Origin of the sequence: Campylobacter geochelonis (assembly GCF_013201685.1) — a bacterium.
GTDB classification, from domain to species: domain Bacteria; phylum Campylobacterota; class Campylobacteria; order Campylobacterales; family Campylobacteraceae; genus Campylobacter_B; species Campylobacter_B geochelonis.
This window is the reverse complement of record NZ_CP053844.1, coordinates 1,643,209-1,663,560: the sequence shown is the minus strand read 5'-3', so window position 1 is coordinate 1,663,560 and position 20,352 is coordinate 1,643,209. Positions and strand designations below refer to the sequence as shown.

Below are 20,352 nucleotides of genomic sequence, written 5' to 3'. Positions count from 1 at the left end.
CAAATTTTTATCTATTTTGCTAGAATTTAGCAAGGAGTAAAATTTGAAAAAATTTATACCATTTATATCAAGAAAAATTGAAGATTTTAGAATTTATACAACTTTGATTATTTTTTCTATCTTTGTAGCAGTTACAGGCGTGCTTAGTTACGTAGAAATCAAAGGCGAGATTTCAAAGCTTGGTTCGCAGTTTAGATACTCTATGAGCAAGGAGATAACTTTTAGCACAAATGAGTGGATAAAGACAAGGATGGAGAAAATTTACTCTTTTGCATCTATCGTAAGCCATACTGATTTTATATATGATGAAGCTAAAATGTTTGCGTACTTAAGGCAGATTAATCACAACAAGCTCTTTTTTGATCATTATCAAATTCTTTTTATAAATGCTAAGTTAGCATTCGATGGCAAAGAAATTCCCATAAGCAAAAAGGAATTTGATGAGATAAAAATTAGAAAATGGTATAAAGATACGATTGATAAAAATACCACTACCATAACTGTTTTTGAAAGACACGAGCTACTAAAAACAGAGGTTATAAATGTCTGCACGCCGATATATCAAGAAGATGAAATCACGGCAGTATTTTGTGGTATCATAAAAAAAGATAAATTTTTTGACAAGATTCGCCCTCAAATTCACGCCTTTGTTGATAATGCATATATTTTTGATGAAAATGGAGATGTGATAGCTAGCATTAAGGCTTTAAAAAGCCAAAAAGAGATAAAAAAAGCCTTTTTACAAGCAAAAAAGCTAGGTTTTAGTCAAGATGGGTTTTTATATAACTCAAATTTCATAGGCATAACAAAACTTCAAAGCCAAAACTGGTATATCGGAGTTTCGGTAAATGAAGCTGCTATAACTTCAAGCACGCTTCAAATTTTACTTAAAAATGGAGTTATGCTCTTTGCTCTTTTTATCTGCTTGATACTGTTTTCAAATTTTATCCACACATTTATAAGAAACAAAATTCTAAAAAAGCAAAAAGAGTATGAAGTTATCCTATCTCACGAGCTTAAGATGAGTGAAACTGGGGAGCTGATTTCAGCGATTTCTCACCAGCTAAAACAGCCACTAAACTCATCAATGCTACTTCTTAGTAACACTTTAGCTTTAAAAAACGATGGCGAGATAAGCGATGAAGAGCTTTTAGAAAATTTAGAACTTTGCATAAAGTCAAACAAGATAATGAACGAAACGATTGAAAATTTTAGAAATTTCTATAAATTTAACGATGATATAAAGGAATTTGATTTACAAGAGTGCATTAAAAACCTACTTGGTATACTTCACGTGCAGTTTAGTAGATACAACATTGCTATAAAGGTTGAAAGTTTTGATATCAAGATAAAAAGCAACGAGAGTTTTTTGCAACAAATTTTACTAGTCTTGCTTCAAAACTCAAAAGATGCGCTAAGCGAGAAAAACAGCGATAAACTCATAAGCATAGACGCAAAGGTAAATGATGAGATGGTTGAAATTTATCTAAGCGATAATGGCGCAGGACTTAGCAAAGCAAAGGCAAAAACGATTTTTAACAAGTATAAATCAAGTAGTAAAACTAACGGTAGTGGCATAGGTCTTTATCTTTCAAAGATAATAGCGCAAAACAAGCTCGGCGGGGACTTAAGCCTGTATAGTTACAAGCTTCCAACCACTTTTAAACTAATCATAAAAAAATATATGGAGAAATAATGTCAAATTTAAAGCTGCAAATTTTAAAAAACACTTCCATTTTAGTAGTCGAAGATGATGAGCTAACAAGGATTGCCATCAGTGGTGGGCTTAAGCGGTATTGTGAGGCATTTTATATGGCAAAAGATGGGCTTGAAGGTTTGGAAAAATTCAAAGAGCAAAGAGTAGATATCATAGTAACTGATATCCATATGCCAAATTTAAACGGGCTTGATATGATGAATGAGATTTTAAAGCTTAAACCAAGCCAAAATTTTATCGTCATAACCTCTTATGATACAGATGAAAATCTCTTTGAAAGTATCAAAAAAGGTGCGATTTCGTTTATCAAAAAACCGATTTTAATGGAAAATTTACAAAATTCTATCGTTATGACAGCGGTTAAAAACGAGGAGAAAATTCTAAAACTAAGCCCAAATGTAGTGCTAAATTTAAGCAAAGAAAAAATCTTTTTAAACGGTAAAGAAATTTATCTATCTCGCCTTGAAAATGCGATTTTTTGGCTACTTTGCTATAACATTTCAAGTTTGGTGAGTTATGAGATGATAGAAGACTACGCATATGGCGGAAAAAGTATCAAAAGTGGTACTATCCATACTGCAATCGCGCGGATTAAAAAGCAGCTTGATGACATTGAGATACTGAATTTATCATGTCTTGGATATATGTTAAAAACCTCTTAGCGTAGAAATTTGGTTAAAAGTTAAATTTAGTTTTTGCGTTTAAATGCAGATTTGTCTAATTTTACTAGCTAAGTTTATCTTTACTAAATTTAGCTAGTAAAATATAAATTTAAATCTTTAAATTTAGTTAAAATCACTTTTTCAAAGCATAAAATTTATAAAATACCTTAAATTTATAAGCGTTTTACTACTAAATTTAGCTTTTAAAATAGCGGTTTTAATCGCTTAACTCATCTTTGAAACGATTTTTTAAGTTATTATCTCTTGTCATGCTAAAAGATGCCTCATAAAAAAACAAAAGCACTATAGAAATCCCAACAGTCAAAGCAGCTGCAACCGAAATCGTGATAAAAGAGTTGTTAAAAAACTGCACGATGTGATGAACCTTATCATTTTCATTAGGCGATTTCATAAACAAAAAAATAGCCAAAATAGACTTATAAGCATAAAGTCCAGGAATCATCGGCAAAAGTGATGGAAAGGCAACAACTTCAATGGGCGTTTTTAGCTTTTTACCAAAATACACAGCACAAACTCCAATCCCAATCGAAGCAATCAAAGTCGCCCCCGCAAGGCTAAAAAATCCAGTCTTAAGTAGCATCAAACGAGTTGCATAACCAAGTCCACCAAGCAAAGAGCAATAAGCTAGCACATGTTTTGGCGGACAAATCGCATAAGAAAATCCAAGCCCAGCAATAGCGGCAAAAATCACATCTATTAAAAACTCAATCATAAAAGCCCAACTTTCACAATACTTAAAGTTATATAAACTCCAATCGCCATACAAATTATCAAAATACACGCATTTACGCCTCTGCTTAGTCCGATTAAAACATTTCTATCAAGTATATCAAAGATAGAATTTAAGACCAAAATTCCTGGAAAAAGATATAAAATGCTAGAGCTTAGCGCTTCAGCTGGAGTTGTGCTAATGCCAAGCGCAAAAGCTCCATAAGCCACAAAAGATGAGACAAAAGAGCAAACAAGATATATAATTCTTATATCAAATTTACGTTTTTCTAGCAAATGTTTTATGATAACGCCGATTAATGTGCTTAAAACAACAAATCCAACACTTCCAACATCTCCACCAAAAAGATGACAAAACGCGCCAAATGCCACACTCATAAACAAAAGATTTGGACCAAATTTGGTGTTTTTAGTCTCTTTGATTTTATTAAAAATACAAATTGCTTTTTTAAGTTCGATTTTTTCATCATGAACTAGCCAGCTAAGACTGCCCAAATCACTCACAATAGCCAAATTTATAGCATGCGCGCAAGTCTCTTTGATATAGGTTCGCCTATTTGTATAATCATCTAAATCAGTCACGCTAATGGTTACATTTTTTAACAAAACAAAAATACTAACATCAAAGCCATAAGCATGCGCTATACGCCTAATGCACCGCCTAACTCGCTCGTTGTGGCTACCAACACTTATCATTAAATCAGCATAATCTGCTAAAAAGTTAGTTAAATCTAATATATCTGGTTTCATAGGCGTAATTATATGTAAATTTGGTTGAATGTAGTTTAAAATTTAAAATAAAATGATTATAAATTTTATATGTTTGATATAAAATTTACTTTAATACTTTAACTTTAAATATAAATTTATTTTACGCATAACATCGAATTTATAGGATTTATGCGTTATATAAAAAAATAATAAAGCTTAAAAATGACTTATGTCATTCAAAAAATATTTAAAATACTATATAATTCCAACATAGATTTCATTAAAAGGAGACTTGAATGAATAGGCGAGATTTTATAAAAAGTGCTGCAGCGACTGCTGCTTGCTCTAGTGTAGGTATATCTCTTCCATCAAATCTTTTAGCCGCAGCAAATGAGGCTGAAAAAAGTTGGCGTTGGGACAAATCAGTTTGTCGTTTTTGTGGGACAGGATGCGGTATCATGGTCGCTACAAAAGATGGTAAAATAGTTGCTGTAAAAGGCGATCCAGAAGCTCCGGTAAATCGTGGCTTAAACTGTATTAAAGGCTACTTTAATGCTAAGATAATGTATGGAGAGGATAGACTTACAACTCCACTACTACGAATGAACGCAAAAGGCGAGTTTGATAAAAAAGGTAAATTTGCACCAGTTAGTTGGCAAAAAGCCTTTGATGTTATGGAAGCTCAGTTTAAAAAAGCTTATAATGAGCTAGGGCCAACAGGAATCGGCGTATTTGGCTCAGGTCAATACACCATCCAAGAAGGATACGTTGCATCAAAGCTTATAAAAGGTGGATTTAGAAGTAACAACCTTGATCCAAACGCGCGTCACTGTATGGCAAGTGCGGTTGTTGGATTTATGCAAACTTTTGGTATCGATGAGCCAAGTGGCTGTTTTGATGATATTGAGCTAACTGATACGATTATCTGTTGGGGCTCAAACATGGCAGAAATGCACCCGATTTTATGGTCAAGAGTAAGTGATAGAAAACTAAGTGATCCAGATAAAGTTAAAGTTGTAAATATGTCTACTTTTTCAAGCAGAACATCAAATTTAGCCGATATTGAGATTATATTCAAGCCTTCAACAGATCTTGCTATTTGGAACTATATCGCTCATGAGATAGTATTTAACCATCCAGAGATGATAGATAAAGAATTTGTAGAAAAACACTGTATTTTCGCGGCTGGTCCAGTAGATGTTGGTTATGGTATGAGACCAGATATTAAACACAAAAAATATTTAAAATCAGAGTTAGAAACTGCAGCTAAACAAAAGTCAAAAGTCCTAAGCCAAGATGAAGCAACAGCGCTTTCATACTTAGGCGTAAAAGCTGGCGATGTTATGGAGATGAAAAACGCTGGACCTTCGGCTACAAACCACTGGGAAATTGATTTTGCAGAGTTTAAAAAAGGACTTGAGCCTTATACGCTTGATTTCGTTGCAGCAGTTGCAAAAGGCGATGATAACGAGAGTTTAGAAGATTATAAAGCAAAACTAAAAGCACTAGCTGATCTTTATATAGAAAAAAACAGAAAAGTAGTTAGCTTTTGGACTATGGGCTTTAACCAACACACAAGAGGAACATGGGTAAATGAGCAAAGTTATATGGTTCACTTCTTGTTAGGAAAACAAGCAAAACCAGGCAATGGCGCATTTTCTTTAACAGGACAACCAAGTGCTTGTGGAACAGCGCGTGAGGTTGGAACATTCTCTCACAGACTTCCATCAGATATGGTAGTTGCTAACCCAAAACACAGAGAAATCACAGAAAAAATTTGGAAACTCCCAAAAGGCACACTAAATCCTAAAAATGGCTCTCACTTTGTAAAAATCATGAGAGATATAGAAGATGGTATAGTTAAATTCGCGTGGGTTCAAGTAAACAACCCATGGCAAAACACAGCAAACGCAAACCACTGGATAAAGGCAGCTCGTGAGATGGATAACTTTATAGTTGTAAGTGATCCATATCCTGGAATTTCAGCTAAGGTTGCGGATTTGATTTTGCCAACTGCTATGATTTATGAAAAATGGGGTGCATATGGAAATGCTGAGCGTAGAACTCAACAATGGCGCCAACAAGTACTTCCAGTAGGCGATGCGATGAGCGATACATGGCAGATGATGGAATTTGCTAAGCGCTTTACACTTCAAGATGTTTGGGGCGAAAAAGTAGTAGATGCAAAACTAACCTTGCCAAGCGTTTTAGAAGAGGCAAAAGCTATGGGCTATAAAGAGAGCGATACTCTTTATGATGTGCTTTTTGCAAACCAAGAAGCAAAAGCTTATAAAGCAGACGATCCGATAATGCAAGGTTTTGATAACACAGAAGTAAACGGCGATAGCAGAAATGTAAAAGGCAGCGATGGCGAAGTTTTCAAAGGTTATGGCTTTTTTGTTCAAAAATACATTTGGGAAGAGTATCGTAAATTTGGTTTAGGACACGGACACGACTTGGCTGACTTTGATACTTATCACCGTGTGCGTGGACTTAGATGGCCAGTTGTTGATGGTAAAGAGACTCAATGGAGATTTAACACCAAATTTGACCCATACGCTAAAAAAGCAGATGCAAGTTCAGACTTTGCATTTTATGGAAACCAAGGTGCGCTAACAAGAGGCGATTTGCTAGGTTCAAAAACACAAGATAAATTTAGCCTTAAAAATAAAGCTAAAATTTTCTTTAGACCTTATATGGAGCCACCAGAAACTCCAACTAGCGAGTATCCATTCTGGCTTTGTACAGGGCGTGTTTTGGAGCATTGGCATAGTGGAACTATGACTATGAGAGTTCCAGAGCTTTACCGTGCTGTTCCTGAAGCGCTTTGCTATATGCACGAGCAAGATGCAGCTAAGATGAAAGTTGCTCAAGGCGATACCGTTTGGGTTGAATCACGACGAGGCAAGGTAAAAGTCAAGGTTGATTTACGTGGAAGAAACAAGCCGCCAGTTGGTTTAGTATACGTTCCGTGGTTTGATGAAAACGTCTTTATCAACAAAGTTTGCCTTGATGCAACTTGTCCTTTATCATTTGAAACTGACTATAAAAAATGTGCAGTAAAAATTTATAAGGCTTAGAACGCTCATGACAAGACGAGAACTTCTAAAAAGCGGTTTTAAAGTTATAAGCATAGCTTTAGCGGGTGGATTTGTTTGGAAGATGGCTAGCAAAAACGACTATAAAGTCTTTCTTAGACCACCAGGTGCGTTAGATGAGGCTAAATTTAGTTCAAAGTGCATAAAGTGCGCACTTTGTGTAAAAGCCTGTCCATACGATACTTTAAAACTTGCCAAATTTGGTGATAATATGACGGTTGGAACTCCGTATTTTACTCCAAGAGAAATTCCTTGCTACATGTGTGAAGATATCCCTTGTGTGCCAGCTTGCCCGACTGGGGCGTTAGATTCTAGCTTAGTTAGCAAAGATGACAAGCTAGACGCAAACTCAATTAGAGTTGGCGTAGCAGTCGTGGATATGCAAAACTGTGTTGCATACTGGGGAATTCAATGTGATGCTTGTTATCGTGCTTGTCCTTTGCTTGATAAAGCGATTTATCTTGAGTATAAAAGAAACGACAGAACCGCTAAACACGCTTTCTTGCTTCCAGTCGTAGACGCGGCATTTTGCACAGGATGTGGTAAGTGCGAACACGCCTGTATCACCAAAAAAGCAGCTATTTTCGTGCTTCCACGCGAAGTTGCTTTGGGCGAAGTTGGAGACAACTACGTAAAAGGCTGGGAAAAAGATGGCGATAGTAAGCTTCAAAACGCAGACACTAGCGTAAAATTACAAGAGAAAAAAGCGATAAACTACCTAAATAGCGAGGAGTTTTGATGAAGATAAATATCATTAGAAGAATTTCTCAAGTAGCGATTTTGCTCTTTTTTATACTAGGAAATTTGGGAATTTTGCCTATTTTAAAGGGCGATTTAAGCAGTTCTATGCTTTTTGGTAAAATTCCTCTAAGCGATCCTTTTGCCGTGCTTCAAATTTATCTTGCTACTTTTAGCATAAACTCAGTTGCTATAACTGGAGCTTTGATAATCTTTTTAGTATACGCATTAGTCGCACCAAGAGCGTTTTGTGCGTGGGTTTGTCCGATAAATTTAATAACAGACTTCGCATACTTTATAAGGAAAAAACTTAGCTACTCAAAAGATAGAAATTTTCTAAATATCCCAAAAAGTTTTAGATACTATTTTCTAGCTTTAAGCCTTATTTTAAGCTTTGTTTTATCAATGCCAGCTTTTGAAAATATAAGTTTTATAGGCGTAGTTCAAAGAGGCATTATCTTTACAAATTCAGTTGCCATAGGCGTTATCTTTGCTATTTTTGTTTTTGATACATTTATAGTAGATAGAGGTATATGTTCTCGCATATGTCCGCTTGGCGCATTTTACGCTGTGATAGGCAAATTTAGTCTTATTAGAGTTGAACATATAGCGCAAAACTGTACTAAATGTATGGATTGTAAAGTTGTATGTCCTGAGGTTGATGTGTTAAAAATGGTCGGTAAAAACGATGGTTTTGTTGCGAGTGAATGCATAAGCTGTGGAAGATGTGTAGATATCTGCCAACACAATGCACTAAATTTTAGTATAAAAAATAATAAGGAAGGTTGATATGAAAAAGGTGTTATTAAGCACTATGGCGGTTGCCGCTTTATGGGCTGCACAAATTGATGATGCAAATATCGGGCTAAGAAAAGCAAATTTGCTAGATGAAAACAAAGTTAAATTAGTAGATGTGAACTACACAGCCGACGCTCCAGGTCTTGCGACTAAGTACACAAGATCTTTTGAAAACGCTCCACCGCTAATCTCACATGATTTAGAAGGTTTAGTTCCTATAACAAAAGATTTAAATATGTGTATTACTTGCCATATGCCAGATGTCGCTAAAGATGTAGGCGCTACGTCTGTGCCAAAATCGCATTTGGTGGATTTACGCACAGGAAAGTCTGATAAAGGTCAGCTTGATGGTTCAAGATATGAGTGTACTATCTGCCACGTTCCACAAGCTAACATGCCAGTTTTAGTTAAAAACGATTTTGATCCTAAATTTAGAGAAGAAAGTTCAAAAACAAGCTCAAATTTACTTGACATTTTAAACCAAGGCGTTAAGTAGGTTTTGAGTTGGATACGCAAAAAAGAGGGCTTTTTGTAAAGAGCAAAAAGCCCATAACTCCGCCATATTTTAGCTCTTTGTTTAACTGCATAGATTGCCATGCGCCGTGTGTTTTGGCATGCGATAGAAATTTGTTAAGCTATAATGGCGATATGGTCGAGTTTAAAGTGTTAAATTTAGGTTGTAATTTTTGCGAAGAGTGCGCAAAAGCCTGTATGCAGACAAAAAGAGGCGTGCTAGATCTTAAATTTAGTAGTCAAATTCAAGCCAGCGCAGTTATAAACATAAACTCATGCCTTGCGTGGAATGATACGATTTGTTTTAACTGCTTGGATTCTTGTAGGTTTAAAGCTATTGAGTTTTTAGGCGTTTTTAGACCTATGGTTAGCCAAAAGTGCGTTGGTTGTGGAGAGTGTTTATCGGCGTGTTTTAAAAATTCCATCACGCTAAATGCCATTTAAGGAGATGTTATGAGAGTTTTAATCTGTTTTTTTGCTAGTTTGAGTCTGCTTTTTTCAGCCGAGCTTTTAAACGTGATAGAAACAAATTCTAATGTTATGAATATAAATTTAAAAAAGAATTTACTCTATATCTCAACTGATGGCGGAGAAATGCAAATTTATGATTTAGATTCAAATCAGTTTAGCAAAAGTTTAACCATACCAACGATAAAAACATATTTTAGCGATGAGCAAAAGGCTAAAATTTTTAGCACAGATGAGTTAAACGGTGTTATAGCGATGTTAGGCGAAGGCGATTATGGTAAAAAAGTTTTATTTATATATAAAGATGAAAAGCTAAAATCGCTAAATTTAGAAAACCAAAGTATCAAAAAAGCACTATTTATCGATGATAAAACTATGGTTTTTGCAAGTTTGAGTAACGAAATTTACTTTTATGATTTAGAAACAAAGAGTGTAACTTACTCACATAAATTCTCAACTTCAGCCCTAAATGATATGGAAATCTCTTTGGATAAAAAAATCATAGCATTAGGTTGTGAGAGTGGGAAAGTCTATCTTTTCGATGTGAAGGCAAAAAAGATTTCAAAAACGCTAGATTTGCACAAAGATAACATTTATGATGTCGCTATCTCGCAAAATGGCGTTGTCGTGAGTGGTTCAGCAGATAAAAACGCAGGCTTAGTAGCTAATGAAAAAACAAAAATGCTAAATGCGACATTTTTAGTTTACGCCGTTGGAGTGAGTCAAGATGGCACAAAAGCAGCTTTTATGAGTGATGAAAATAGCGATATAACTATATTTAACACACAAAATTTAAGCACTATCGATGTAGTTAAAACAGAGCAAAGCACGATAAATGGCATACTTTTTTACAAAAACAATATGCTTATAAGCTCAGCATATGAAAAAGATATTAAAATTTGGAGATATTAAATGAACATTTCAAGCCTAGTTATAAATTTAAAAGATGAAAAGCTAGCAAATTCCTTGCTAGAAAAGATTGAAACGCTAAAAGAGTGCGAACTTATCGCCTCGCAAGATAAAAAAGTAGTCATTGTCGTAACCACGTCAAATACAGATGAGCAACTAGCGATATTTAAAACCATAGAACGCTTTAGCGAAGTCGATACTATAGGCATGGTCTATAACTATGAAGAGTTAGATGAAGATATAGAGATGATTAAAAACGCGCCAAAAACTAGCAAGGTTTTAGATGATGACTTTGATGCTAAAGATGTAAAATACTCAGGAAGTATGCACCAAAAGACAAGCTAAATTTAGCTCTCTAACATCAAATCAATATTTAAATATATCAAAAAATCATTAAAGCATGTCTGGATTATAAATTTTTATCGATAGAAGTAAGATTGCTAAATAGATTTTGACATTTGCGATTTATAGCTTAAATTTACAAAAGCATATAGGTAGCAATCATAAAAATGGTAAAAATAGCGACTATCGCGTACTTTTTACTAAACCTAAAAATAAGCTATTTTTTAGATGAGCGAGAAAATTTTCAAAAGTTTATAATGCTTGCATGCTAGAGCCAAATATCTATTTTTACAACCGCTTGATATTTATATACGCTATTTTTATGGGTATAAAACTTAGAATAACAGCAAGTTAGATAAACCAAAATGCAACTTGTAAATTCATAGAACAAGAGTTTTGAAACGATTATAATAAATTTAATATATAAAAACGGTAATTATTACGATGACAAAAGCCAAAAAGAAACTTTTGCCATGTTTGAAAAATTTATTTTAATATTTATAAAAAGAGATAAAATTCTCATCGCCTTTGCGCTATCGCTTTACTTCGTAAAGTGCATGAAGCGCACTTTTAATGACTATAATATATTTATTAAACTCTTAAAAACTGCACTTCATATGGAAGTTATCAACAATAATTTGATAAGAGTAAAGTTATTAAATTCTTAAGCTCAAACAACTGCATTATCTTTGCCAACATATGACTTAAAACCAAAACTACATATCACGCCAACACTTTTTTACTTGCTACTTTTTCACATCTTTTTGGTATAATCCCACTTTTAATTCCCAAACCCAAAGGAACAAATTTGAAAGTCCTATTTTACGCTTTTATAACAGCATTTTTTATAAGCGGTTGCTCTATTTTTTCGCTAACTTCAGCCAAACCACAGACCCCACTCGCGCCAGATGGCGAGTATCTAGCAACTATAGATAAATTTACCATCACAACTTCCACGCCCAAGCTCTACACTTACTTTTTTACTTACAAAGGCAAAAGCCTAAAAGCCATCTCACCAAAGTATTACTACAAAAGTAACGATATAGCCCTTATCAAGGTTAAAAACTCCATTATAACATCTATGCTTTTACTCAAACGAGAGACAAAAAACAAACCCCAAACTCTCACTCAACCAGCGCCTTATAAAAAAGAAAAAATCATAAAGAAAAAAGTAGCCCCATCTAAGATTTCCATACCAAAAACACAAAGCATAAGCTTTTAAACGCAACCATTATATGGCATTGCCAAGTATTTACCTATATTAACTATAATTTTACTATCTAAACTAAATAAGTAAAGCTAAGAACTTCCTTTCAAACCGAGGAGAGCAGCTCTCCTCAACCTCCTTTTAAGAGCATTTCAAAAAGATTTTTAACCCAAACACTACATTTAACATAATCTTAAAATTCTAAGTCGAATTTAGATCTTCCAAATTTACTCATATCTCAAAAAGTCCTAAAATAAGGCGATTTTAGTAAACATTCGGTAACATTTTGGTGATTTTACGGTAAATTTAAGACTATTTTAAGCAAAACTACCAAACTTTTATGTTACTATTACGAGAACAAAAACTTATTTAAAAGGAGTTCTAATGAAATTAGTTAAACTTAGTTTAGTTGCAGCAATGGCTGCGGGCGTTTTCGCTACAACAGCATCAGCTGTTCCACTAGAAGAAGCTATCAAAAATGTAGATGTTAGCGGATATACAAGACTTAGATATACAAGTGATGACAAAGATTCTACAAAAAATAACAGTGAATGGAATTTTAAAGGCGTTGTAAACGTTAAAACACAAATCGACGACAACTTCTTCGCTGTTGTTGGTGTAAGATATGATGATACAGATACTGCACAAAGCACAAGCGGTGTAAATGGTAACAAAGCTGCTTCAAACCCAAGCAAATTTGAAATAAGCCAAGCTTACTTTGGTTATAACATCGGTAACACAAGCGTAATGCTTGGTAGACAAGTTGTTGGTGCATTCTTCACAGACGATATGTTTGGTGATGGTATCAAAGTAGTAAACTCTGATATACAAGGTTTAACTCTTGCTGCATTATATATGGATGCACTAGAAGATGATGGCGATATTAGCACACTTGACCTTGGTGCAGTAGCTGGTAAAAAAACTACAGATCATAACCTTTATGGTGTAGCAGCTATCGGCTCTTATGATCCAGTAAGCTTCCAACTATGGTATGCAGTTCTTGAGGATGTTACAGATTTATTTGCTATAGAAGCAGCTGTTAACTTTGATGTTACAGAAGATATCGCTCTTGGCTTAAAAGCTCAATATGGTTTCTCTGATTTCGATGGCGATTTCAAAGCTGCTCTTCCAGTAGCTGATGATGCTGATATCTATGGTGTAGAGGCTAGTACATCACTATTTGGTCTTGACTTCACAGCTGGTTATGTAGACTTCAGCACAGATAAAGATAAAGCATCTTTAGTGTCATTTGAAGATCAAGGTTCATTCATAAGCCCAGGTGAAGAGTTACTAGACTATACACTATTCTTTGGTGAGAATGACTACTTCTTTGCAACAGCAGCTTATACTATACCAAATACAGGTGTTATGCTAGGTATTGATTACTTAGATGGTGAAAACAAAACAACAGCTGGTAAAAAAGATATGAAAGAGACTGTATATAGAGTAGAGTATGCAGCAACTAAAAAACTAAAATTCAAAACTTGGTATTCACAAGTTAAAGATGGCGATGATGATAACAACAGATTTAGATTTGAAGCTAAATATTCATTCTAATCATTTATCATAATCTGATAAAATCATGGGCGAGGTTTTCCTCGCCCATTTTAAATTTAACTACAAGGCATTTTATGGAACTATTTAAACTTTCACTTTTAGTATCTTTTTCACTCTTTTTATCGCTAAACGCAGCTTCATCAGATGAAAGCTATGTATTTGAAGCCAAAGGCGAATTTGCAAAAGAGCTTAAATCTTTGGTAGAAAAGTATTCTAAAGATGAAAACGTAACAGTAAATGTCTATGAAAACTCAGTTCCACATAAAGACAGTAGATTTTTAAGCACTGGTGTAGATAGAAACATAGACTACACAGCCAAAGAAGGCGAGAAAATTTATAAAGCAAACTGCTTAGCATGCCATGGCGAAAAAGGCGAGAAAAGAACTTCTGCCACCGCAAAAAGACTTTCTAAGATGAGTGGCGAAGAAATTTACTATTCATTTCAAGCTTATGTATCCGACTTAAGTCATGGTGGCGGTCAGCGGATAGTAATGGCTCCAATCGCAGCAAGAATTTCATCAAAAGAGCTTGGATATATAATCGCCTATCTTAAAGGTGAAAACGACTTTATCTTTAAAAATGATGATTTGCAAAATACAAATATTCAAAGAAACCCTACAAATCAAGGCACATATCTAAAATAACTAAAAGAATTTAGCCATTGCTGGCTAAATTCTTTCAACTCAAACCACAACTCAAACCACAACTCAAACCACAACTCAAACCACAACTCAAACCACAACTCAAACCACAACTCAAACCACAACTCAAACCACAACTCAAACCACAACTCAAACCACAACTCAAACCACAACTCAAACCACAACTCAAACCACAACTCAAACCACAACTCAAACCACAACTCAAACCACAACTCAAACCACTTTCCAAGAATTTCATAAAATTACAAAATTATTTTTTGATTTCTTGTTTTGAAAGCTGATATTTTTTGCTTTGACTTTATCTAGTTTTTGTTACCGCATTAAATTTATTCAATTAATTTTCAGCTTCAAACATTTTTGTTATAAAAATTAAAAAACGAAAATTTTATAACTCTTGTAACTTCTTTTCTTATATAATTTTCCACCTAAAAATTTTTAAAAGCCACGCAAGCCACGAAAGAAATTTTATAAAACTACTAAAGCGATTTTTTGATTTACTATTAAAAGAATCGATATTTTTCTACTTTAATTTGAGCCGTATTTTATTTTGTATTAAAATTAATTAAACAGCTCAATAATTTCTTTCTTGTTATATAAGTTTCCACCTAAAAATTTTTAAAAGCCACGCCAGAAATTATTTTTGATTAAATATGCAAAATATAATATTTTTTTAGCTTTGATGTTAAACCAAATTTAATTTTATGCATTAAATTTTTGAAAACAACTCAAACAACTCAAATTTTATGAAAAATATAAATAAAATCGTTTAAAATTTTTAAAATTCTCACAAAAAAATTAAGTTGTTAAAATAGTTATTGTTTTTCATACTATGATTAAAGTTAAATTTATTTCTGCGTTAAACTTAATTAACCAGCTTAATAAATTCTTTTTTCTTATACAAGTTTCTATCTAAAAATTTTTAGCCAACCAAACCAACCAAACCAACCAAACCAACCAAACCAACCAAACCAACCAAACCAACCAAACCAACCAAACCAACCAAACCAACCAAACCAACCAAACCAACCAAACCAACCAAACCAACCAAACCAACCAAACCAACCAAACCAACCAAACCAACCAAACCAACCAAACCAACCAAACCAACCAAACCAACCAAACCAACCAAACCAACCAAACCAACCAAACCAACCAAACCAACCAAACCAAAAATTTTTATAAAATTTACAGCTTTAGTTTTTTGCTTTGAACCATCTAACAAAATTTTATATTTTTGCTTTTCTACTAAAATTTAAACTTTTGTTTTAAAACAATTTTCATTTTAGTTGATAATATAAACTTAGTATTTTAAAGATTTTAAATCGATTTATTTTAAGATAACTGATATTGTATATTAAATTTAGATAATTAGTCTATAAGCTAAATTCTCTTACTTTGAATATTAAGCAAATTTATATAATTTAATATCGTATTTAAATTTTAATAAGCTACCAGCTTGAACTATTTTTTTGTTATACAGGCTTCTATCTAAAAATTTTTAAAAGCAACAAGAAGCAACAAGAAGCAACAAGAAGCAACAAGAAGCAACAAGAAGCAACAAGAAGCAACAAGAAGCAACAAGAAGCAACAAGAAGCAACAAGAAGCAACAAGAAGCAACAAGAAGCAACAAGAAGCAACAAGAAGCAACAAGAAGCAACAAGAAGCAACAAGAAGCAACAAGAAGCAACAAGAAGCAGATTATAAATCTACTAAAACATTTTTTTAATTATCGTTAAAATAGTTATTGTTTTTCATACTATGATTAAAGTTAAATTTATTTCTGCGTTGAATTTAATTAAACAGCTTGATAAGCTCTTTTTTCTTAAATAAGCTTCCACCTAAAAATTTTTAAAAGCCACGCAAGCCACGCAAGCCACGCAAGCCACGCAAGCCACGCAAGCCACGCAAGCCACGCAAGCCACGCAAGCCACGCAAGCCACGCAAGCCACGCAAGCCACGCAAGCCACGCAAGCCACGCAAGCCACGCAAGCCACGCAAGCCACGCAAGCCACGCAAGCCACGCAAGCCACGCAAGCCACGCAAGCCACGCAAGCCACGCAAGCCACGCAAGCCACGCAAGCCACGCAAGCCACGCAAGCCACGCAAGCCACGCAAGAAATTTTTAATAGAACATTGTGTGCAAAATTTTAATAAAATTAAAGCTTAACTTTTTGTTTTAAATGGTACACAAGATTGTATTTTTGCTGTATTATTAAAATCAAATTTTATTTCAAAACGGTTTGCATTTTTTGTTAAAAATAATATAAATTTATATACTATTTTTAAAATTTTATACTAAATTTACGCAAACTAGATATAATCAACCCAACTTTAACACAAAGGAATCATATGAAAAAAATACTTCTAGCAGGCGTTTTAGCAAGCACTTTACTTTTTGCTGCTGAGCATAAACACGAAGAAGAGGCTGTAAATTTCGATCCTAAGTCGGTAGAACATCTTGTTATACCTATGAATTTACTTAGCGAAAAAGGCGATGTGAGTGTTGGCGAGGTTGTTGCTGTTAAGACTAACTATGGCGTAGCGTTTTTCCCGAATTTAAAAGGCATTGAAGCTGGAATCCATGGATTTCATGTTCATACAAACCCAGATTGTGGTGCGACAGACAAAGGTCTTGGCATGAAAGCTGGTGGTCACTGGGATCCAACTGATACTAAAAAGCACTCATTTCCTTGGGATGATGCAGGACATAAGGGCGATTTACCAGCGCTTGTAGCTGATAAAGATGGCAATGCTATCTACCCAGTCCTAGCACCTAAAATCAAATCTCTTGATGAGTTAAAGGGTCATTCTTTGATGGTTCATGTTGGTGGCGATAACCACAGCGATCATCCAAAAGCACTTGGTGGCGGTGGCGCAAGACTAGTTTGTGGTGTTATAAAATAATTTAACCGCGCTAAACAGAGCATAACAATTTTAATTGTTATGCTCGCACGCAAAACTCGCACGCAAAACTCGCACGCAAAACTCGCACGCAAAACTCGCACGCAAAACTCGCACGCAAAACTCGCACGCAAAACTCGCACGCAAAACTCGCACGCAAAACTCGCACGCAAAACTCGCACGCAAAACTCGCACGCAAAACTCGCACGCAAAACTCGCACGCAAAACTCGCACGCAAAACTCGCACGCAAAACTCGCACGCAAAACTCGCACGCAAAACTCGCACGCAAAACTCGCACGCAAAACTCGCACGCAAAACTCGCACGCAAAACTCGCACGCAAAACTCGCACGCAAAACTCGCACGCAAAACTCGCACGCAAAACTCGCACGCAAAACTCGCACGCAAAACTCGCACGCAAAACTCGCACGCAAAACTCGCACGCAAAACTCGCACGCAAAACTCGCACGCAAAACTCGCACGCAAAACTCGCACGCAAAACTCGCACGCAAAACTCGCACGCAAAACTCGCACGCAAAACTCGCACGCAAAACTCGCACGCAAAACTCGCACGCAAAACTCGCACGCAAAACTCGCACGCAAAACTCGCACGCAAAACTCGCACGCAAAACTCGCACGCAAAACTCGCACGCAAAACTCGCACGCAAAACTCGCACGCAAAACTCGCACGCAAAACTCGCATTTTTAAATTTGTTAAAATAAAATTTGATTATCGCTAGCAGTTCTAAAATGAATATAAAAAAACTTTGATTAAACTAGTAAATTCTGCTAGTAAATTTGAGTCATACTAAAATTAGCTTAAAAATTTTAACTCCCCGCCTGCAAAACTTAAAACAACATAGTGACCAAATTTATCTAAACTAAACATTTTAAACAAGCAAGAAAAACAAAAGAAGTAAAAAATTTACAGCACGAAAGCGAAATTCTCATATAAAAACAAAAATAAAACCGTATTTTAAAAGCTTTTGGCTAGGCTTTGATTCTCTCGCACGCAAAAAAATAAGTTTTATACTAACCACAGTTTTATCTTTTAGAACATGCTATAACACAATAAAATTTATAAATTTACACACTTTATATTTACTAAATTTATTTTTAAACAATATTTTTATAGTATATATATCAAGAAAAACAAAATTTTTAAGCTATCTTTAAATATATTTATAAATTTAAAAGATATATTATTTAGCATATTTTGTAAAAATATCATTAATTTACATTATAAAATATAGCTAAAATTCAAAACAAAATGCGCTTTAAATTCATAAAGCGCGTGTTATAAAATTTGCTAAATTTAGCAAAATACCTAAATCGTTTTTATCTTAGCTATCTCATCACGAAGTGCGGCTGCCTTTTCAAACTCAAGGTTTTTAGCCGCCTCAAGCATCTGTTTTCTAAGCTCTTTGATGATTTTAGCTCGTTCAGTTGCTGGCATTTTTTCCATCTTTTTAGCTTTATTTAAAAGTTCAGCCGCATCATCAACCTTTAAGCTATCTTCTATATTTCTAGTTGCAGAGTGTGGGATAATGCCGTGAGCGCGGTTGTATTCATCTTGATATTTTCGCCTATTTTGCGTGATTTCTATAGCTTCTTTCATAGAATTTGTAATCTTTTTAGCAAACATCACAACCTTGCCGTTTAAATTCCTAGCAGCTCGCCCCATTGTTTGGATTAGGCTTGTGCGTGAGCGCAAAAAGCCCTCTTTGTCTGCATCCATGATAGCTATCAGGCTAACTTCGGGCAAGTCTAGCCCCTCACGAAGCAAATTTATACCGATAAGCATATCAAAGTCGCCAAACCTAAGTCCACGTATTAGCTCGTTTCGCTCCACCGCATCGATATCTGAGTGCATATATTTTACTTTTATGCCAAGCTCAAGATAGTAACGACTAAGCTCTTCTGCCATTTTTTTAGTAAGCACGGTTACTAAAACACGCTCATTCCTTGCTATAACTTCTTTTGCCATGTCGTATAAAAGTTCAACTTGATTATCACTATCTTTTATCGTGATTTCTGGATCAAGCAGACCTGTCGGGCGCAAAATTTGCTCATAGATATGCCCGTTTGAAAGATTTAGTTCAAGCTCATTTGGTGTAGCAGAGACAAAGAGAAAAAAGCCCCTTTTGCTGATAAACTCATCAAACATCAAAGGACGGTTATCAAGCGCTGAAGGAAGCCTAAAACCATACTCGACAAGAGTCTCTTTTCGGCTTCTATCGCCTGCATACATACCGCGAAATTGTGGTAAACTCACATGACTTTCATCGACTATAACTAGATAATCAACCCCCTTAACTTCATAGTAATCAAAAAGCGAGTATGGAGTTTGCCCTGGCGCTTGTCCTGTTAGGTGGCGAGCGTAGTTTTCCACGCCTTTACACATACCAGTTGCATTTAACATCTCTAAATCAAACTCAACGCGCTGTTTTAGGCGCTGCGCTTCTACTAGTTTGTCGTTTTCGTTAAAAAACTTTAACCTTTTTTCAAGCTCGACTTCTATCTCTTTAATAGCGATTTTTAGGCGGTCTTCTCCTACTATGAACTGACTTGTTGCATAAAGGATAAATTTATTTACACTACTTCCTCGTTTGTTTTCTAAAACATCGAAGTGATACATCTCTTCAAGCTCATCGCCAAAAAACTCTAAGCGTATCGCTTCATCGCTAAAATAAGCTGGATAGATGTCGATTACATCGCCATTTACACGAAAATCTCCTCTATCAAAAAAGCTATCATTTCTTTTATATCCCATATCGACAAGTTTGCGAAGTAGGGCTTTGGAGCTTAAATTTGCTCCAACTTCAAGGATTAAAACCATACCTTGATACTCGGCTGGGTTTCCCAAACCGTAGTTTGCAGAGACTGAAGCTATAGTTATAACATCATCAAAACTTAGCAAACTTGCAGTCGCAGAAAGTCTAAGTCTTTCTAACTCATCATTTATCGAGCTGTCTTTTTCTATAAACAAATCTTGTCTTGGTATATAAGCTTCTGGCTGATAATAATCATAATAACTTATAAAATACTCAACATGATTGCGCGGAAAAAAGCCCTTAAATTCGCTATAAAGTTGCGCGGCTAGGCTTTTGTTGTGAGTCATGATAAGAGTTGGCATATTTAACTCTTTTATAACATTTGCCATAGTAAAAGTTTTGCCGCTTCCAGTAACTCCAAGCAGAGTTTGGTAGTGGCTGCCTGATTTAACCGAATTTACTATGCCCTCGATAGCCTTTTTTTGGTCATCACTTGGGCTAAATTTACTACTGATTTCAAAATTTTTCAAAACTTTCCTTTGTAT

The 20,352-nt window shown here is 34.9% G+C and carries 20 protein-coding genes; 13 read left to right on the top strand and 7 right to left on the bottom strand.

Annotated features, from left to right (window positions below; translation table 11 throughout):
* The first annotated feature begins 43 nt into the window (after window positions 1–43).
* Together CGEO_RS07585 and CGEO_RS07580 are read left to right on the top strand one after the other, a co-directional pair.
* A complete protein-coding gene (locus CGEO_RS07585) occupies window positions 44–1,696 on the top strand; it encodes a sensor histidine kinase (protein ID WP_075494747.1) in 1,653 nt (550 codons plus the stop codon).
* The gene (locus CGEO_RS07580; RefSeq protein ID WP_075540175.1) at window positions 1,696–2,379 is read left to right on the top strand and encodes a response regulator; all 684 of its coding nucleotides are present in this window, start codon (window positions 1,696–1,698) and stop codon (window positions 2,377–2,379) included. The genes CGEO_RS07585 and CGEO_RS07580 overlap by 1 nt, the downstream gene beginning before the upstream one ends.
* 217 nt (window positions 2,380–2,596) lie before the next feature.
* On the opposite strand, the gene CGEO_RS07575 is transcribed toward CGEO_RS07580, so the two are convergent.
* Together CGEO_RS07575 and CGEO_RS07570 are read right to left on the bottom strand one after the other, a co-directional pair.
* The gene (locus tag CGEO_RS07575; protein ID WP_075494745.1) at window positions 2,597–3,112 is read right to left on the bottom strand and encodes a threonine/serine exporter family protein; all 516 of its coding nucleotides are present in this window, start codon (window positions 3,110–3,112) and stop codon (window positions 2,597–2,599) included.
* Window positions 3,109–3,879, bottom strand: a complete 771-nt coding sequence (locus CGEO_RS07570) for a threonine/serine exporter family protein (protein WP_075494744.1) — start codon at window positions 3,877–3,879, stop codon at window positions 3,109–3,111. The genes CGEO_RS07575 and CGEO_RS07570 overlap by 4 nt, the downstream gene beginning before the upstream one ends.
* Window positions 3,880–4,136: 257 nt before the next feature.
* On the opposite strand from CGEO_RS07570, the gene napA reads away from it, so the two are divergent.
* The 10 genes from napA to CGEO_RS07520 all read left to right on the top strand — a co-directional run bounded on the left by napA (window position 4,137) and on the right by CGEO_RS07520 (window position 14,114).
* Window positions 4,137–6,920 carry a nitrate reductase catalytic subunit NapA gene (napA, locus tag CGEO_RS07565; RefSeq protein ID WP_075494743.1) on the top strand — a complete coding sequence of 928 codons (2,784 nt, stop codon included), beginning with the start codon at window positions 4,137–4,139 and terminating at the stop codon, window positions 6,918–6,920.
* A gap of 7 nt (window positions 6,921–6,927) precedes the next feature.
* Complete coding sequence (gene napG / locus CGEO_RS07560) at window positions 6,928–7,677, top strand: ferredoxin-type protein NapG (RefSeq protein WP_075494742.1); 750 nt, start codon at window positions 6,928–6,930, stop codon at window positions 7,675–7,677.
* Window positions 7,677–8,465 carry a quinol dehydrogenase ferredoxin subunit NapH gene (gene napH, locus CGEO_RS07555; RefSeq protein ID WP_075494741.1) on the top strand — a complete coding sequence of 263 codons (789 nt, stop codon included), beginning with the start codon at window positions 7,677–7,679 and terminating at the stop codon, window positions 8,463–8,465. The genes napG and napH overlap by 1 nt, the downstream gene beginning before the upstream one ends.
* Before the next feature lies 1 nt (window position 8,466).
* A complete protein-coding gene (locus CGEO_RS07550) occupies window positions 8,467–8,970 on the top strand; it encodes a nitrate reductase cytochrome c-type subunit (RefSeq protein ID WP_075494740.1) in 504 nt (167 codons plus the stop codon).
* 8 nt (window positions 8,971–8,978) lie between these two features.
* The gene (locus CGEO_RS07545; protein ID WP_075531748.1) at window positions 8,979–9,431 is read left to right on the top strand and encodes a 4Fe-4S dicluster domain-containing protein; all 453 of its coding nucleotides are present in this window, start codon (window positions 8,979–8,981) and stop codon (window positions 9,429–9,431) included.
* 9 nt (window positions 9,432–9,440) lie between these two features.
* A complete protein-coding gene (locus tag CGEO_RS07540) occupies window positions 9,441–10,367 on the top strand; it encodes a WD40 repeat domain-containing protein (RefSeq protein WP_075540176.1) in 927 nt (308 codons plus the stop codon).
* On the top strand, window positions 10,368–10,709 hold the full coding sequence (locus CGEO_RS07535) for a chaperone NapD (protein WP_075531750.1): 342 nt from the start codon (window positions 10,368–10,370) through the stop codon (window positions 10,707–10,709).
* A gap of 805 nt (window positions 10,710–11,514) precedes the next feature.
* Window positions 11,515–11,928, top strand: coding sequence for a hypothetical protein (locus tag CGEO_RS07530; RefSeq protein ID WP_075531751.1), 414 nt, complete (start codon window positions 11,515–11,517; stop codon window positions 11,926–11,928).
* A 369-nt stretch (window positions 11,929–12,297) separates the two neighbouring features.
* Window positions 12,298–13,470 (top strand): OprD family outer membrane porin, encoded by a 1,173-nt coding sequence (locus CGEO_RS07525; RefSeq protein ID WP_075494735.1) that lies wholly within the window; start codon window positions 12,298–12,300, stop codon window positions 13,468–13,470.
* 74 nt (window positions 13,471–13,544) lie between these two features.
* Window positions 13,545–14,114 (top strand): c-type cytochrome, encoded by a 570-nt coding sequence (locus CGEO_RS07520; protein WP_075540177.1) that lies wholly within the window; start codon window positions 13,545–13,547, stop codon window positions 14,112–14,114.
* Here the strand turns inward: CGEO_RS07520 and CGEO_RS07515 are convergent.
* From CGEO_RS07515 to CGEO_RS10090, 3 genes are all read right to left on the bottom strand, one after another.
* The gene (locus CGEO_RS07515) at window positions 14,093–14,344 is read right to left on the bottom strand and encodes a hypothetical protein (protein ID WP_172658129.1); all 252 of its coding nucleotides are present in this window, start codon (window positions 14,342–14,344) and stop codon (window positions 14,093–14,095) included. The genes CGEO_RS07520 and CGEO_RS07515 overlap by 22 nt on opposite strands.
* Window positions 14,345–15,051: 707 nt before the next feature.
* Window positions 15,052–15,354 carry a hypothetical protein gene (locus CGEO_RS07510; protein ID WP_172658128.1) on the bottom strand — a complete coding sequence of 101 codons (303 nt, stop codon included), beginning with the start codon at window positions 15,352–15,354 and terminating at the stop codon, window positions 15,052–15,054.
* A gap of 617 nt (window positions 15,355–15,971) precedes the next feature.
* The gene (locus CGEO_RS10090; protein ID WP_216833218.1) at window positions 15,972–16,244 is read right to left on the bottom strand and encodes a hypothetical protein; all 273 of its coding nucleotides are present in this window, start codon (window positions 16,242–16,244) and stop codon (window positions 15,972–15,974) included.
* Between the two features lie 238 nt (window positions 16,245–16,482).
* Here CGEO_RS10090 and CGEO_RS07500 point away from each other — a divergent pair, with 238 nt between their 5' ends.
* Window positions 16,483–17,037 (top strand): superoxide dismutase family protein, encoded by a 555-nt coding sequence (locus CGEO_RS07500; RefSeq protein ID WP_075494732.1) that lies wholly within the window; start codon window positions 16,483–16,485, stop codon window positions 17,035–17,037.
* Window positions 17,038–17,067: 30 nt separating this feature from the next.
* Here CGEO_RS07500 and CGEO_RS07495 read toward each other — a convergent pair whose 3' ends face one another.
* Together CGEO_RS07495 and uvrB are read right to left on the bottom strand one after the other, a co-directional pair.
* The gene (locus CGEO_RS07495; RefSeq protein WP_172658126.1) at window positions 17,068–17,727 is read right to left on the bottom strand and encodes a hypothetical protein; all 660 of its coding nucleotides are present in this window, start codon (window positions 17,725–17,727) and stop codon (window positions 17,068–17,070) included.
* Between the two features lie 633 nt (window positions 17,728–18,360).
* Window positions 18,361–20,337, bottom strand: a complete 1,977-nt coding sequence (gene uvrB / locus CGEO_RS07490; protein ID WP_075540179.1) for an excinuclease ABC subunit UvrB — start codon at window positions 20,335–20,337, stop codon at window positions 18,361–18,363.
* Window positions 20,338–20,352 lie beyond the last annotated feature (15 nt).